Source organism: Marinobacter salexigens (genome assembly GCF_018860765.1).
Taxonomy (GTDB): domain Bacteria; phylum Pseudomonadota; class Gammaproteobacteria; order Pseudomonadales; family Oleiphilaceae; genus Marinobacter; species Marinobacter salexigens_A.
Map to the genome: position 1 here is coordinate 342,690 of NZ_JAHKPV010000019.1, position 16,226 is coordinate 358,915.

A 16,226-nucleotide genomic window follows, 5' to 3' on the forward strand; every position below is an offset into this window, starting at 1 on the left:
CCACTTAGAGTAGGAGAGATTTTGGCAGCTGTCAGGGAGTGATGAAAAGTGACGAAGAGTAATAGGAGGAGCAAGGGGAATGGAGAGTGATCCCCCTTCTAACTACTGGGCAATCACCTTATAAATAGGCCGCAGCTTGGGGATTTGCTTTAGCACAACCTGTATAACAGTCATCAGCGGCACCGCAAGCAACACGCCCACAGGCCCCCAGAGCCAACCCCAGAAAAAGATCGAAACGAAAATAATCACCGGGTTAATCGACATGCGAAAGCCGTGTATCCAAGGCTCGATGAAAAAGCCCACCATAGTGGTCAAGGCAAGATAACCAACGGGTGCAATGGCCATCATCCATAACGTATCCAAGCTTACCGCCGAGACAACCGCCAACAGAAGAATGGTGAGAATAACACCAAGATAAGGAATGAAGCGGGCCAACCCAGCCACCAGTCCCCACACGGCTGGATCTGGCAAGCCAACCGCCCAAGCCATAAGGCCGGTTGCCACGCCAACAGAGGTATTGCTGATACCCAGAACCGCCAGATACTGGGCAATTTGGTGCTGAGAATCGCGGCTAATGCGCAATACTCTTCTGCGGTGGCGCCGCGGTAATTGCCGTACGAAATTAAGCACCAATCTATCGCCGCTAACCAGCAAAAAGTAGGTAAGCGCCATAGCCAGCGCCAAACCAGCAACCCCGTCACGGGCTTTATTCATAAGCTGGGTGCGCCAGGAGTCCGTTTGCAGAACCACGGTTGTTGGCTCTACCTCGGCCTTTTTACCGCCCGTATCCGAGAGTTCATTCACCGAATCCTCCACCTTCTGGGCTGACTCAGTTACCTTGTTTATCTGCCGCTTAAGTTCGCTTTCCCCAACCAGCAAACGGGAAATACCCTGTGGAGCCTTGCCCGCCCACTCAAGCGCAGGTGTTGCCACAGCCATCGACACACCAGCGATACCTGCAACCACAAGCAAGACCAGTATCAGCGAACTCACTACCCGTGGAATACGCAACCCCGAACACATACGCGTAGCAAGAGGCGATAACAGCAGACTTAAGAGAAGCGCCAGAATCATCGGCAAGACAATCTGGTGAGCCAGATACAAGGTGTAAAGCACACCTAGAATAAACAGGCCGTAAATAGGGGTAGAAAGATCCGCTAGCGTCTTCTTAGCTTTGGAGTTGCCCTGCTCACTTGATTTGTGTTCATTTTCCATAAGGTACCCATAAGCCTATCAGCTAGCAGTCAGACCAAGTAGTGTACCTCTGGTAAGGCTTCAGCGCATTACACAAACACTGCACTGAGGTAAAGGCGATAAAGCTGCGCAGACTTACACGCCGCACTCTTTCTGTACGCGCGCTTTGAACTCCTTGCGAAAGCGTTCGTTCTCTTCGTCATTCACAAAAACCCGCTCACCTTCTTTATTCAACTCATAGATGCCCGAGACCCTCGATAGATACTTCAACCGGGCTTGCAAACCCTCGCAGAGAGCTTTTTGCTTCGCAGCCCTTGCCTCCTGCTCAGCTACCACTTTTGACCGCGCTTCACGCTCCTTTTCACTATTCTGAAGAAACTCGTTCAAGCGCTGTTTGCGCGCAAGGGCTTCCGCATCAACCGACGGTGGAGCAGCCTTTAGGCGAACCTCATCAGTCACAACGTTTTGGGGCGGCCTATCACCGAAATGCGTTTGCCCGTTCTCGTCAACCCAGCGGTAGGTGCCGGCGTAAGATAGGGAGGCGGATAAGAACAATATAGAAATTATGAGTCCCTTCATTGGTTTTGATCCCTGTGTTGGTATTGGGTTTACATGCTTTGTGCCGAGTACAGCGATTTCGATCATAACTTTGTATTGGTCGTTGCTGAATCCTGAGAGAGCAACTTATCTTGCAACTCACCGATCACTCTTAACACACGGCTCATTTCTCGCTGGGTTTTTAAGTCCAAACCCAGCTTGCCGTCCATCAGTTTTACCAACGGAACAAGAGATTCCTCAAAAATCCGCGCAAAGGCCGTGAGCGCCTCACCGACCTGCGGCGGGCTATCCAAATTTACTGTTATAGCCGGGCTTAGTTGCACAGACTGCAAGCCTTCGGTTAGCCCGTTTTCGAGGGAGCGAGATAGCTCCCCGAGAGCTTTGTTGACATCTGGCTCTGAGTCTTTTTGACCAGCCATGCCAGCAACCATCTGAAGCCCTAGTTGCTGCATTTGTTCAGCGATCAACCCGAGCTGGCGCACAACTTTCACCCCGGTTTCTTCATCGCCTCCCGCCTGTTGGCGACGCCGATACTCTTCGCAAATGGCTTGCCAGCGGCTGGCTTCGGCTTCCGTCATGGTGCCGCGCATTTGCTTGAGTTTAAGCAGATTCTCTTCCGCGCCTTGGGTCAGCAACTGGGATTCGCCCTGATAGTGATCATCAATCAGAGCTTCCAGCTCTTCGTCGCTCATCACCGGCGACAACTTTTCCGCCAGCTTATTCATATTCCGGTAACTGCCCTGCAATTTGAAGGTAGGCTCGGTGCGATAGGCTTCAGCCTGAGCACTGGAGGCAATGTACGCTTGGTTAACCCGCAACACAGTTTCCCGAACACGCATCATCTTTTTCAGCAAAGAGACAATCTCGTCCCGCTCGGCAGAGCTGTAATCATGTTCGAAATCTGAGCCAGCAACAGCCTTGCCTGCAGCCAAATCTGCGAACCGGTAGAAATCCGCCATGCCACGGGTGGCCAGCGGCGCCAGTACCCGGTTAGCGCTGAGGCTGTTTTCGATATAGGACAGCTCGAAAGCATGCTCCATACCCGAAAGCACATCCCCAAGATTGTAGATATCTGCCCGGTTTGCCAGCATATCCGGCACTTTGAACACTTCCCCGCTCTCGGTGTACGGGTTACCGGCCATAACCACACAAAAACGCTTTCCACGCATGTCGTAAGTGCTGGTACGGCCCCGCCATACACCTTCTATACGCCGGGTGCCGTCACACAAAGAGATGAACTTTTGTAGAAATTCAGGATGGGTGTGCTGGATATCATCCAGATACAGCATCACATTATTACCCATTTCCAGCGCCAGATTGAGCTTAACCAACTCTGCCTTCGCTGTAGAATGCGGAGCCTTCTCCGGGTCCAGAGAGGTGACGTCATGGCCCAAACTAGGGCAGTTGATCTTCATGAAGATCAGGCCCAGCCGGTTAGCCACGTACTCCATCAAGGTGGTTTTCCCGTAACCCGGCGGTGAGATCATCATTAACAGGCCGGACTGGTCGGTACGCCTGTCCTCACCCGCGGTGCCCATTTGCTTAGCCAAGTTATCGCCGATGATTGGCAAGTAGCTTTCGCTGATTAACTTATTTCGCACAAAAGAAGAAAGTGGCCGGGGCTGGTACTCTTCAAGGCGCAACTGGTCGCGCCATTTTTCCAATACCCTGTGGCGAACTTCTTGCAACTGTTGCCAACCGGGAATGGTTTCCTGCCGGTGATAGCGCAAACGCTCTTCAAATTCATCCAACTGCAAGTTGAGGGCTCGCTCGTTAATGTTGGCATGCTGGCCAAGCAAACCTTCTATCTTAAACGCCAACTCCACGCTACGTATCTTAGTAGTAACAACCTGCCCTGCGTTGAGAACGGCCACTGCTTCCGGCAGATAATGCAACAGGTGTTGCTGGTTCGCTTTATCCATCCAGGCTTTTAGCCAGTGACTGGTAATACTCCAGCGAGCCGCTGGCTGATCGGCAACCACACCCAAAGCGTTTTGGTATTGGGTAAACTGGCTATCGCGCTTCAAAGCTTCCGCAAAGCCTTCCGCCAATTCACCGGCGTAACGAGTAATTTCAAACGCTTCCGACTCTTCTGCCAGTTGTAAAACCAGAAACTCAGCAGCCGAGTTCAACAAAGTACGTTCGGCACTGCCCTTTTCAGCCAAGACAAGTTTGTGGGTTTCTATATACTCCAAGAGTTTGGGGCCAACTTCTTGCTCCAAGGCCTGCAACAGCTCATCTGACTGCATCATGCGGCTGAGTATGCCCGCAGACAAACAACGTGAACGTAACTGTTGTGCGAAAACCTTCTGCTGGCTCAGATCGGCCCAGAACAACATGGCGAGCGCCCGGGCTTTGGGACTAAAGCGTAGTAACCCCGCATTTTGAATAGCTGGCCAGAGAGTGCTAACAATCAACGCAGCATCGTGATCGTGGATGCCTTTTTCATAACCCTCACGGTATCGCGGTGATGCAAATGTGCGAATGTAGTCCGTCAGCTCATCAATATTGGCGACGTTAACCGGCAAAGTAGGCAATTGCCGGAAGCCTTCGATCACTAAGGCTGCCAGATACTCACCCCGGTAAACCTTGCCAGACTCAGACGGCTGGCTCATATTCCAGTAGCTCCGCAGGCGATCCAGATCCGGCTCATCCAACCGTTCGTAATACTGGGTGCCGGTCAAATGTAGCAGCACATGGTCATCCCGGGGAATGAGTGTGAGATCTAGTTCCTGCTGGTTCACGCTGAACTTGTGTTTGCCTAGGCGTATGACCGCCCCACCTTCTTCAAAGATATCGGCTTTGTCACGAACGCTGCGCAGGGCGGTGTCTTGAGCGGCTTTTAACTGCCCCAAACAATCATCGGCTTCCATAGCCGCGCCCAGTTCCCGCAGTTCCTCAGCCATACTACGCAGGCGTGAAACCATGGCATCGGATGCAAAGAAAGCGTGCAACTCTTCCACACTGGTAAAGCGCTCGGTGCGGCGATTAACGTTTTTCAATATGCGTTCAGCCGCATCCGTCAGGGTTGTCACTCGGCGTTGGCGCTGGTCCTGTAGCTGCTGGCGCCGAGCTTCAATACTTTCGTGGGCATTCTCTCGCTGTTCCAACACGGCGGCGAGAAATTCATCGTATTCGCCAAATTGGCTTTCAAGCTCTTGCAGCTGGTCGAGCATGCGAGTCATCAACCCATCGCATTCCCGCACATCAGAAAGCGAGCTGACGCCGTTCGCCAGACTCTGTTCAAACAAACGAATGCGGGCGGCAAACTGGGCTCTGGCTTCTGCACTGCCTTGCTCTTTCAGGCGGATTTCCGCTTCCGAACGCTGTTGATTAATGCTGGCGTATATACCTGAAATGTTGTCGGTAATGGCGGTTTCCAGCGCTGCATCATTTCCCGCCATGGAAGCGAGCATTCCCTGAATCATATCCAGACCGGTAGTCAGCTCTCGATACCGTCCCACAATATCTTTCAAGGCGTCGCGGCTCTCAGCCTCAGCCAGATCGGCTTGCAGTTCTGTCAGGGTTTTGCGGTAACCCTCAAGGGCTTCCGGTGATGCAAGGAAACGGAAGGTGCGTTCGGTCAAGCGCTCTTCGGCTTCTGCCAACTCTTGCTCCAGCCGGTCTATGCTGGCCTTATCTGCATAGCGGCGATCGTTCAGCGTTCGCACCCGGCCCCGATGTTCCCGCAGCCGGGCCAAATAGCCCACGAACTGATCTGGCGCTTGCCAGCTGTCTGGCTTCAAGTCCCGCATCAAGGCACTTTGGACATCCGCCACCTCGCTGATTGCGGCTTCCGTTTGAGCGCGAATACTCTGAACTTTTTCGTACTCATCCAGCACCAGCTCGGCAGTACTACGAATAATGCCCAACTGCTCATGCAAACCGGTAAATAGCGCTTCATCTTGCGCTGCCGTCAGCCAATAAAACTGATCGAGAACACGATCAAGTGTGCGAATCAACGCTGTGAAATGCCGCTCACTGGCACCTTTGGCTTCAACCAAAGTAATGACGGTATTCAACTCGGCAATGCCGCGCACCAAATCCGGGTTGCCAATGCGCGCCAGCTCAGAGTCGTTGGCCACACTGGCTTGAGCATGGAAATTCTCTGAGGTAAACGGTGTTTCCCAAACCTGCAACGGGTGAACCAGAGCAGGTTCCTTGTCGGCGCTGAAAACCACCAAATGCCCGTTTTCGAACAGGGCAAAGCCGTGCCCTATCAGTGGCACATCCGCCTGCTTGCGGATTAAGTTATAGCGGAAAAGAATCACCTGCCCGGTGAGCTGTTCAAAAAACACATATAGAACATCCTCACCGTTAGGCGAGCGCAACGAGCGTTTGAGGCGGAAATCCCCTTCGGGAATTTGGAAGGTTTTTAGCTCGCCTGTGGTGAGGTAAAAGCCGGACGGAAAGATAAGCCCGTGGTTATCCGGTAACGACGCCACAGAACCCGCCATGCTATCAACCCGTTCAATGTTCCGTTGTGTCCGGTTGAACAGGTAATAGCGCCATTGCTCTTCATTGAATGGCAGAATGCGAACCAACAGCATCTCGCCTAAATCCGCATAATCGAATGTGGCATCGTCCAGCGACTGGGAATCGGAATCTACCGGGTCTGCATAAATACCTTCACCGGTCGCTGTGTTGTTCTCCACCTTGAAGGTAATGTTGCCCCGAAGGTTATCCACAAACAGCGTATCGGCAATATTCAGGTGCGGAGAGCGCCCCTGCACCTGAGAGTCACGACCGACTGTTTTCCAAGGGAAGCTGTACCGATCCGGAAAGGTAAGGTCTCGCTCTCCCCGGTTGTCTATGTAGCGGTTAACCTCACCGTTAGGCTTCAGTTCCCAACGGAAAACACGTAAATCACTCAGTTTGTCGCCGATGCGAAACGCCATCAGCAGCATCCCCTTAAGGATCACTAACTGAGACAAAGTGGCGGTGTTGTAATACTGCTGCAGTTCGCGAAAATCGCTAGCAAACCGCGCATCCTTCAGGAAGGTGCCATCAATGGCGGCCTCGGTCATCTCAAAGCCACCGTCGCTATCGTTTAGGTGGTAAAGGCAAAAAACATCATCCAGTTCTAGGGTTTTCCGCAACCCAAGCTGCAGGTTAAAACCGAACAACAGCTTATCGCCAAGGCGCACCACATCCCTAGCGATGGCGTTGTTCTCAGTTCTAACCCGAGCGCGCCCAAGCACATTCATGCCAGCGCTGCCAAAAATTTCTTCCCGGGCCTGGTTGAGCTCTGAAACCTGCTCGCGAAGCTGCTCGCCCTGATCTTTTAAACGGCGCTGAATGGTTTCGAAGGCAGAGCCTTCTTGAACGATGCTCTCAAGGCCGGTGCGGTCCGTCGACATACCAAATCATCCTGAACGGAGGGAAAAGGGAATTTTGAACGAATTGAAAAAGGCACGCACCACCAACGCCAAATCAGGCATGGATGGTGCGCAATCTATTAAGCCGTTTCAGAACCGATGTTTGGCTTTTCACCAGCGGCTCGCCCAGCAATACCCGCCAGAGCAGCCTGCAGCGACGGGGACTTATCCAGCACACCCTGCACGCTCTTGCCGTAGCCCAACCCTTGAGCAAACTTCTCGAAAATGCCGCCATCACCACCGATCATCTCAAACTTGGCATCCTTCAACGCGGCGGCCATTACGCGGCCATTTTCCAGAATACCGGTTTGGTGAGCCTCAATCTTAGCCATCACTTCTTTCTCATGAACTTCCAAGTTCATGCGGAATTCTTCGAAGTGACGGGCTTCTTCAGACATGTCGTTATAAGCCTTGAGCTTCTCTACCAAGCCAGACGCTTCGGCTTTCGCCATAGCTTCACGGGCATCAGCCTTGGCATGGCCCATACGCTCTTCGCCTTCAGCATCCGCCAACATCATCGCCTTGCGGGCATCGGCTTTTGCCAGACCCAGTTTCTCTTCACCCATGGCTTCCGTTTCAAGGCGCTGCTCCAACACCCGAACCTCAGCCATACCGGCCTCTTCATCCGCTTTGGCGGTCGCCGACTTAACATCGGCCCGAGCCACACCATCCGCCCGAATGGCAGACGCCTGAGCCTCTTTAACCTGAGCCTCCGCCAACCCGTCAGAGGCAGACATAGCCTGACGACCACGAGCCCTCTTTTCATCCGCAATGGCATGTTTCTCAGCCGCGTCCAATTCCGCCTGAGCCGTTACGCGGATTTTCTCCGCTTCCAACTTGGAGCGCTCAAACGCGGCTTCTGCTGCTTTCACATCCATCAGCTTAAGCTCATCGGCATCCGCTTCCGCAGCTACAACCTTGGTGACCTTCAACCGCTCTGCCTCGGAACGGTTGCGAACATCTTTTATATTCTCTTCTTCCTCAGCCACATTGCGCTCAACTGCAATCCGCTGGCTGGTAATGTCTGCAATTTCCTTGCGCTCGCCCTCAAGCGCCTTTTCCATGCCAATACGCTCAATTTCAACCGCACGTTCACGGTTTACGTCTTCCAGCTCACGGGCCTGACGAATGCGCACCTCTTCAATCTGTACCGCCCGTTCACGCGCTTTCATCGCCATTTCAATTTGGCGTTGCTTGTTTTCATCGGCGATAGCCAACTCTTCATCGGTTTTAATGCGAGCTGACTCAGCACGGGCGCGCTCTTGTTCACGTACCTGCTCAGTTTCGGATGTTTCACGAGCTTGCAGGGTCTCAATTTCACGGCGTTGGCGGGCTTCTGCGTCTGCCTGGCTGCGCTCCAGCTCCAGAGACGCCTCGCGTGCAGATACATTTTTCCGTTGAATTTCTAGCTCTTGATCGCGCTCTAAACGGTTTGTCTCCACATTATGGAATGCGGTGATCTCTGTAATCCGCTTGATACCCTCAGAATCGAGAATATTGTTGGGGTCCAGAGAGGTTTTCGGCGTTTGCTCCAGATAATCAATGGCTACGTCTTCGAGAATGTAGCCATTAAGGTCTTCGCCAATGGTTTCAATGATGGAATCACGGAAATGCTGGCGTTCCTCAAAAAGCTGCATAAACTCCAGCTTTTTACCAACCGTTTTCAGCGCTTCACTAAACTTGGCGTTAAACAGCGTATTTACCGCATCGCGATCAGAGGCGCGGCCAACTCCCACAGATTTCGCCACCCGCAAGACATCTTCTGGGGTTTCATTAACGCGCAAGTAGAAGGCGACGGTGATATCTGCGCGCAGGTTGTCTTTACAGATCAACCCTTCCTTACCAGTTCGATTCAACTCCAGAGTAATAACCGAGATCTTCATGGTCTCGGCACGGTGAATAACCGGCAGCACCATGGCACCAGTGAAGTAGACCTTCGGCGTAGGAGAAAGATCGTTCACAATCAGAGCCTGCCCCTGATCGACCTTGCGATAGAACGCCTTGAACAGGGTAAGCACACCCAGTATCAGTATGACCAGAACACCGATGGTCGTGAGTACTGGCATCATCCACGATAAATCCATTTAGCATTTCTCCTAAGCTGGTTAAAAATAAAAGCGCTGGGTTATCCGGCAGAATCACCGGTATAAAATTCGGATTCCGGAACAACCCACCAAGCGTTTTCATCCGGAATGTGTTCAATAATGACCGCCCCTTCCCGATGGGAAAGCGGTGAATGACTGCGTATTTGAAGAACAAGGTGAGCGCCATCAAGAATGGCTTCACCACGGCCTGAAACCTCAGTAACCGCTGAAGAAATCACCACACAAGGCGTACCGACAATGCGCTTTTGTAGCGGCTGCAGAAACGCCCGACGAAATAGTGGCCGCAGTGGACGCACCAACACCGAAGTAGCCAATAACCCAAGGACTAAAGCCGCAAAAATAACAGCCGCACCGTACAACCAGTGCAGCAGGCCGCTAGGAATCAAGGCCCCGAAAATTAGATCAATAAAGTAACTGGCCAACCAGCCTGTTAAAAATAAGAGCGTGAGTACTAAGGGCAAAGGCACGCCTTGAAGTCCCAGCGTCACCATTAGGCCACTAAAATCGCCACTGGCATCAATATCGCCATCAGCCTCGATATCCCCCATTCCAAAAAGGGAGATCAGCCAATAAATGATGGCCACACTCAACAGTATGGAGAAAACCACTGTAGGGAAGGAAAAAGCAGTGTTTAAGAATGTTTCCATGCGTAACCAGACTATCCATTCCGGTGATCTAAAAATATGACAGTTTGTGTCAACCAAGACCGTCGTTATATCGCAATTAAACTATTTCTTGCAAATGTTTAATTGGGAGGTATAGACTCAAATTATTGACATAAAATGTCAAGCAGCAGGACAAGGTTCGTCCGAATCGGCCGAATCGATTCAACGCCACAGGAAGGAGCTATTCGTGGATATTCAAACTCTCACCCTTACTCTGGGTGACTCTACGCATGCCGGCCGAACCTTCGACGTCATGCCAATAGCCGGAGAAGAACCGGTGCTTCAGGTAACCGTTTCCGGAGCAGAAGAAACACCGGTGTACGTTACGGTAACCGACACTCAAATTCTGTGCCTTGCGTACCTTTTTGAAGAGCAAGAGCTGCTCCCGCAACGTGTAAACGAACTGCATGAAAACATGTTACGACTCAGCGTACCCATGCCCCTTAGCTCACTTGGAAAAACCGGTGATCACTATGTGGTGTATGGCGCTCTCAGCCCCACCTCCGGCACAGCCGAAATCATGCAAGAACTGGTAACACTGGCCGAGAATGCCATCGACTTGTTACAGACGTTTGAAGACTATCTGGCTTAAGTGAGGGCTGAGACATGAGATCTGTACTGAATAAAATTCTAACCGCAATGCGCGGCAGCGTTAACGAGCTTGGCGAAGCTGTTGTAGATAGCCAAGGCAACCGCATTCTGGAACAAGAACTGCGGGACTCTGAGCAAGAACTAAAGCAAGCCAAACAGGAGCTCGCCGCCTTAATGGCAGAATCCGCCTCTTTGGCCCGGCAAATCCGCTCGGAGCAAGACAGCGCCAGCAAACGCGAACAAGATGCCCGCAAAGCCATCACAGCAGGCCAAGAAGAACTGGCCAGAGAAGTGGCCGAGCGAATTGTTGGCCATGAGCGCCGTGGAGCTGAACTGACCCAGACCCGAGAGATACTGCAGCAACGCATTGATAGCATCAAAGAGCGAGTTCAACGGGCTGAAAAGCAACTCGCCGACTATCGCAGAGAGCTGCAGGTGGTGAAAACCAATGAGCGAGTACTACGCACCACCGCCCAGATTGACACCAACATCAACAGCCAGCAGTCCTCCCTGAGCACCGCCAAGGAAACCCTTGAGCGTATTCGTGAGCGGCAAGCCCGGGAAGAAGACCGGCAAACCGCCAGCGCAAGCCTCGAAAAAGAACTGACTGGCGCTGACTTGGACGAAAAGCTGAAAGCGGCTGGCATCGACGGCGAACAAGACGCAGTAGATAGCGTACTTGCCCGCCTGAAAGACAAACCCGCCCAGTAAAACTAGCGCCCTCGTAACCTCTATCGAAATATGGGGGCGCAACTCTCAGGTTAATCTCATGACTACACCACCGGATTGGTCAAAGGAAGAGAAGGCCGTACAGGCCGTACAAATGGCCTTCGATCTCTCCAATGACATTCAGCGAGCGTTTCGCGTATCGGCCGCGCTACAGGATATGTCCACCTCAGATATGGTGCGTAAGGTGCTGCAACTGCCCTATCAAAAAAACCGGGCCAGACCCCGGTTAACCATTACGCTAAAGGACGAAGACTTTGAACTGCTTGCCGAGAAGTACGGCCTTGATCCGCTCGACAGAGCAACGATTCGACACCGGGTGTCGGAAGACTTGCGGGCGTTTGCTGGTAATTATTTAACTGAGTCTTAGTACGATTGTGCGACCCCATCTGACTGCGTAATCAAGCAGGGTAGTCACTGGGTGTAGCGGCATAGCGACCCTCCAAGAAACAAAACCGCTGAGCCACACGAGGTCAGATCAAGCTAAACTGTACCCCCCCCTGTTAACTTTACAGCCCAAGCCGTCCCTGTCCACAATACGCGACTCAAGATATAATCCATCCCCATCCTGCATGGCCTCTCATCCACTTTCTACCGGATCACCCCATGAAAAAAATCGCTATCATAGGCTTGGGTTACGTTGGTCTTCCTCTGGCAGCGGCTTTTAGCGCAAAGCATCAGGTTGTTGGCTTCGACATCAGCACAACCCGCATTACCGACCTAAAAAACGGCGGGGACTTAACTCGTGAAGTTTCGCCAGAAGAGCTCGCAGCAGCTACCCAGCTATCATTCACTAATTCGCTGGATGCAATAGCCGACTGCTCCGTTTTTATCGTAACCGTGCCTACCCCTATCGATGGTTTTAACACTCCGGACCTAACACCTCTAATTGCAGCCAGTGAGAGCGTGGGCAGTGTGCTCAAGCGCGGCGACATCGTGATTTATGAATCAACGGTTTACCCCGGTGCTACAGAAGAAGTGTGCGTTCCGGTGCTTGAGCAAGTATCAGGCCTAAAATTCAATGTGGATTTTCACGCCGGTTACAGCCCTGAGCGAGTCAATCCGGGAGATAAGCAACACCGGGTAAGCAGCATCATGAAGGTCACCTCTGGCTCTACGCCTGCCATTGCCGAAGAAGTGGATGCCCTATATGCGGGCATTATTACCGCAGGCACCCATAAAGCCAGCTCCATCAAAGTGGCAGAAGCAGCCAAAGTGATTGAAAACACCCAACGTGACCTAAACATTGCTTTGATAAACGAGCTAGCGATGATCTTTGCCCGGCTAGGCATCGATACCCACGAAGTTCTGGCAGCCGCTGGCACCAAATGGAATTTCATACCCTTCAAACCCGGCTTAGTAGGCGGCCACTGCATTGGCGTAGACCCGTACTACCTAACCCACAAAGCCCAAGCTATCGGCTATCACCCTGAAATCATCCTCGCAGGCCGAAGAGTTAATGATGGCATGGGAGCATACGTGGCCGCTGAATTGGTGAAAGCGATGATTAAAGCCGGGCACACCATAGCCAAAGCCCGCGTATTGGTGATGGGATTCACGTTTAAAGAAAACTGCCCGGATTTGCGCAATACCCGAGTCATAGACGTTGTGAAAGAGCTGCAGGAGTTTGGTTGCGCGGCAGATATCACAGACTGCTGGGCCGACAGCACCGAGGCCGAGCGTGAGTATGGTATTAGACTTACCGAGCAGCCTGAACAAGGTTCTTACGATGGTGTGATTCTGACGGTTGCACACAGTGAGTATGCCTCAATGAGCGCGGACGACCTGCGAGGCTACCTGAAACAAGATGGCGTGCTATATGACCTGAAGGGCTTATTACCTTTGGGTGAGGCGGATTTGCGGCTCTAATATGCTATGCAGCTTATAACAACCATCCACTAAGGGTAATCCAAGCTAAATTCAGACGGACACTGGGCACCCTTCCGCAGCTGACTCTCATCACCCACCAACTCATAATGGACTTCGTCGGCCTTTAGGCGACGCCCTTCCGCGACATACAGTATGGAGACACTCGCAGGCTCGCCGTCAGACGCCAGCCCATTGACAGTTAGGCAGATGCCACCGTTATCTGCTCGTTTCTGATAGTGGGCTCTTTCATTTGCAACCCACACTGGGTAAGCAACCTCAGCCATAAACTGCCGACGTTCATCGTCGTTGGCAGCCTGATCGACGAAAGACATGAGTCGGCCCGACAGATAGGGCGACAACTCCACCGCCCCACTTTCTTTTGTAAGTTCTTTTTCAAAAGACTTGTATTCACCCCAAGCATCAGCACTTGGCACTTTTGAAGTCACACACCCAACTACTATGGCAGTCAGCACAATCACAATAGAAGACTTAAGATACATGTTAGTTGCCTAGCGCATTCTGCAAATCACGGTCCAGCTGAGCGGGTCGCCTTTTCATAGCACGCGCTGCACGACATAATATCCCTGAGCAAGTCGAAATCAGTTTTTCAACGTCAACTGAAATGTCAGACCTTCCTTTTTGCGGTAAGACAGTTCTAGTAGTTTCGCAACGGTGAGACGGATTTCGGCTGTATGTGCTGGAGTTTTCATTGGGTGCATTCCTTTGCTTTCGAGTGCTGGCTAAGCAACACGCAGATGAAGTAGCAAGTCTCCGCGAGCTACGAGGGAACCTAGATAATAAATAAAGACGCCAGAGAACGCAAAAACCTCTCTTGATAGGCAAAAGCCACCGAGCATTTAAGGTTTAATCAGACTAAGCAGCGCCTGTCCATGATAATTGCAGTGCCGAGGCGAAGCTTGGGTACGGCATTGGGCTTACTGGGTAGCCTGAACAAGGTTCTTACGATGGTGTGATTCTGACGGTTGCACACAGTGAGTATGCATCGATGAGCGCGGACGACCTGCGAGGCTACCTGAAACAAGATGGCGTGCTATATGACCTGAAGGGCTTATTGCCGTTGGGTGAGGCGAACTTGCGGCTCTAATTTATCACACTCGAGCTATTTGAATACCGATGTGAATATGGTGTTCCGTGAATTGCGGGCCAAGAACGCTTGTCCGTAACCACTACGCCCTGATCAGATCTGTCACCTGCAACCAGAAGGCAAATAAGAAGCTTTCCAGTTAGTCGCCGCACTCGTATCGAGAACACACTCCCAAGCTCCTGCAGGGCTGCGTTCTAAGCCCACAATCACGCCTGTCAAATTTGGGTGCGCTTTGCCGCCCATGGTCACCTGAAGCTGACCGGAACCGTCAGCGTTTAGCACCCCAATATCAACAGCCTGGCTACCTGTAGTGAGATTGGAGGGGGTATAACCGATATCAGTATTTGCCACACTTCCGTCGGAACCCGCTCGCTCCTCAAAAGGAGCTTTGTATGCAGCCAACTCACCAACTGCACGGCTTATTTGGGTTTTGACTACATAGCCTTGGTAGCTAGGAATTGCCACTGCGGCAAGAATGCCGATGAGCGCAACAACAATCATCAATTCAATAAGGGTAAAACCGTTGCTTTTCGTCATATCGTTGCCAGTTATCGATGACTTGTTTACCGATAAACAAGCAATTTCAGTGCCTATCCTCGAAGAATTCCTCTCGCAAACAAACAAAACGCAGCCATGTAGGGAGCAAGCCGAGGCTTCCGAGAGTCAAGTCAGACAATGCTCGAAGCGCTGCGCCTATTTTGTCGTTTCAGGTTTATTCATGAGGGGTATTTTCACACCCGAATAGAAGGTTCTCGGTGTAGTTCGTGATTCGAGCACAAGATCAGACCTTGTCGAATCAGCATCAAGGAAATAGCTTATTGAGGGCTTACACTAACCAAAGCCTCTCGAATATAGTCATAGAACCCTTGCAAAGAATCCTCTTCGGGCGGGTAAGCTCCGGCGCCCATCCAGACCAACACCCCCCCATAAGGGTCAAGGATGATAGCTGAAGAGGCTCCTGGAAGCTTTCCTCCGTGGATATGCAACGGTATAACATCAGGGGACGGCCGATAGCGGTAGGTGCCATAGCCAAAACACTCCTGAACCGCTACGGAGTTACAATTCTTTTTCGCGCCTTCAAGAATTGTCAGTGGCCCACTCTCAAGGGAACTCTTCACCAAAAGAGCCAAATCCGACGCATTCCCGGAGAGGCCAGCAGATGAAGAAAGGGCATAAAAATCCATAGCCTCAAAATAATCCTGAGTATAAAAATCTTCGTTGCGAAAATCGTAAAAGACCTCATCCTTCAAATAGGGGCCATCAACGAACTCAAGAGTGGTTTCACTAAGGTCAAAATGGCTACGAATATAATCCCTGAATGGCTTATCCGTTATCTTTTCTACAACCAAACCTAGCAGACAATACCCCAAATTTGAGTATGCCTCTACGCTCCCGGGATCATAGAACAAGCTGGTTTTAGCAAGCTCCTCCGGCTTGTAAGGACACCAAGGCTTAACATTTCGTGTAAACATTGGGTCTTGGCTACGCTCTCTATCCCAGCCCCCCCTATGGGACAGCAAGTGACCGATTGTAATTTCGCCTACGCGGGGATCTTTGAGCGCAGAAGCCGAGGTTTCATCACCCAGCAGCAAATCAACAACTCTGTCATCAAGAGACAACAGCTTCCGATTAATCAAATCAAGAATAGCGACGGCTGTAACTGTTTTAGTCGTGCTGGCAAACCGAAATCGAGTATCAGGCTCCAGCGGTTCATCACCAAAGACTCCATCCTTCCAGCCAGTTTCGCAATGGAATGCATGACCCTCAGCATTAATATATGCCAATTGGCTGACCGAGGCTCCCATGTTTCTAGTGGCGTAGCCCTGAACATGCTCCATCCAAACAGGGGAGCCGGATTTGCAGGACGTCGTTAATTGAACTAGTGGTGCTTGAATATAATAGAGCAGGCGGGATGGGCCAAGTGGATTTGTTATAAAATAATGAGATACAGCCATCAAAAAGGCGATAAAAACAAATATAAAAACAAGGTCTTTGACTCGTGCTTTTTTCATAACTTTTAAATTACTAGCCAACT

General features: G+C 51.5%; 12 protein-coding genes. 4 read left to right on the forward strand and 8 right to left on the reverse strand.

What is annotated here, in order from left to right:
• Positions 1–102 precede the first annotated feature (102 nt).
• The 5 genes from KO508_RS12165 to KO508_RS12185 all read right to left on the reverse strand — a co-directional run bounded on the left by KO508_RS12165 (position 103) and on the right by KO508_RS12185 (position 9,882).
• Positions 103–1,215 carry an AI-2E family transporter gene (locus KO508_RS12165; protein ID WP_216008573.1) on the reverse strand — a complete coding sequence of 371 codons (1,113 nt, stop codon included), beginning with the start codon at positions 1,213–1,215 and terminating at the stop codon, positions 103–105.
• A gap of 114 nt (positions 1,216–1,329) precedes the next feature.
• On the reverse strand, positions 1,330–1,773 hold the full coding sequence (locus tag KO508_RS12170) for a DUF4124 domain-containing protein (RefSeq protein WP_216008574.1): 444 nt from the start codon (positions 1,771–1,773) through the stop codon (positions 1,330–1,332).
• A 62-nt stretch (positions 1,774–1,835) separates the two neighbouring features.
• On the reverse strand, positions 1,836–7,112 hold the full coding sequence (locus tag KO508_RS12175) for a DNA repair ATPase (RefSeq protein WP_216008575.1): 5,277 nt from the start codon (positions 7,110–7,112) through the stop codon (positions 1,836–1,838).
• 98 nt (positions 7,113–7,210) lie between these two features.
• The gene (locus KO508_RS12180) at positions 7,211–9,214 is read right to left on the reverse strand and encodes a flotillin family protein (RefSeq protein ID WP_216008576.1); all 2,004 of its coding nucleotides are present in this window, start codon (positions 9,212–9,214) and stop codon (positions 7,211–7,213) included.
• Between the two features lie 41 nt (positions 9,215–9,255).
• Positions 9,256–9,882 (reverse strand): hypothetical protein, encoded by a 627-nt coding sequence (locus KO508_RS12185; protein ID WP_216008577.1) that lies wholly within the window; start codon positions 9,880–9,882, stop codon positions 9,256–9,258.
• Positions 9,883–10,087: 205 nt separating this feature from the next.
• Here KO508_RS12185 and KO508_RS12190 point away from each other — a divergent pair, with 205 nt between their 5' ends.
• The 4 genes from KO508_RS12190 (at position 10,088) to tviB (ending at position 13,086) form a co-directional block, all read left to right on the forward strand.
• Positions 10,088–10,492, forward strand: a complete 405-nt coding sequence (locus KO508_RS12190) for a YjfI family protein (RefSeq protein WP_216008578.1) — start codon at positions 10,088–10,090, stop codon at positions 10,490–10,492.
• A gap of 14 nt (positions 10,493–10,506) precedes the next feature.
• Positions 10,507–11,202 carry a PspA/IM30 family protein gene (locus KO508_RS12195; RefSeq protein WP_216008579.1) on the forward strand — a complete coding sequence of 232 codons (696 nt, stop codon included), beginning with the start codon at positions 10,507–10,509 and terminating at the stop codon, positions 11,200–11,202.
• 58 nt (positions 11,203–11,260) lie between these two features.
• Entirely contained in the window at positions 11,261–11,587 is a 327-nt protein-coding gene (locus tag KO508_RS12200; RefSeq protein ID WP_216008580.1) for a hypothetical protein, read from the forward strand.
• A 236-nt stretch (positions 11,588–11,823) separates the two neighbouring features.
• Positions 11,824–13,086 (forward strand): Vi polysaccharide biosynthesis UDP-N-acetylglucosamine C-6 dehydrogenase TviB, encoded by a 1,263-nt coding sequence (gene tviB / locus KO508_RS12205; RefSeq protein ID WP_216008581.1) that lies wholly within the window; start codon positions 11,824–11,826, stop codon positions 13,084–13,086.
• A gap of 29 nt (positions 13,087–13,115) precedes the next feature.
• Here the strand turns inward: tviB and KO508_RS12210 are convergent, their stop codons facing one another.
• The 3 genes from KO508_RS12210 to KO508_RS12220 form a co-directional block, all read right to left on the reverse strand.
• Entirely contained in the window at positions 13,116–13,586 is a 471-nt protein-coding gene (locus KO508_RS12210) for a hypothetical protein (protein ID WP_216008582.1), read from the reverse strand.
• Between the two features lie 707 nt (positions 13,587–14,293).
• Positions 14,294–14,728 (reverse strand): pilin, encoded by a 435-nt coding sequence (locus tag KO508_RS12215; RefSeq protein ID WP_216008583.1) that lies wholly within the window; start codon positions 14,726–14,728, stop codon positions 14,294–14,296.
• Positions 14,729–15,006: 278 nt separating this feature from the next.
• The gene (locus KO508_RS12220) at positions 15,007–16,224 is read right to left on the reverse strand and encodes a serine hydrolase domain-containing protein (protein ID WP_216008584.1); all 1,218 of its coding nucleotides are present in this window, start codon (positions 16,222–16,224) and stop codon (positions 15,007–15,009) included.
• Between the last annotated feature and the right edge of the window lie 2 nt (positions 16,225–16,226).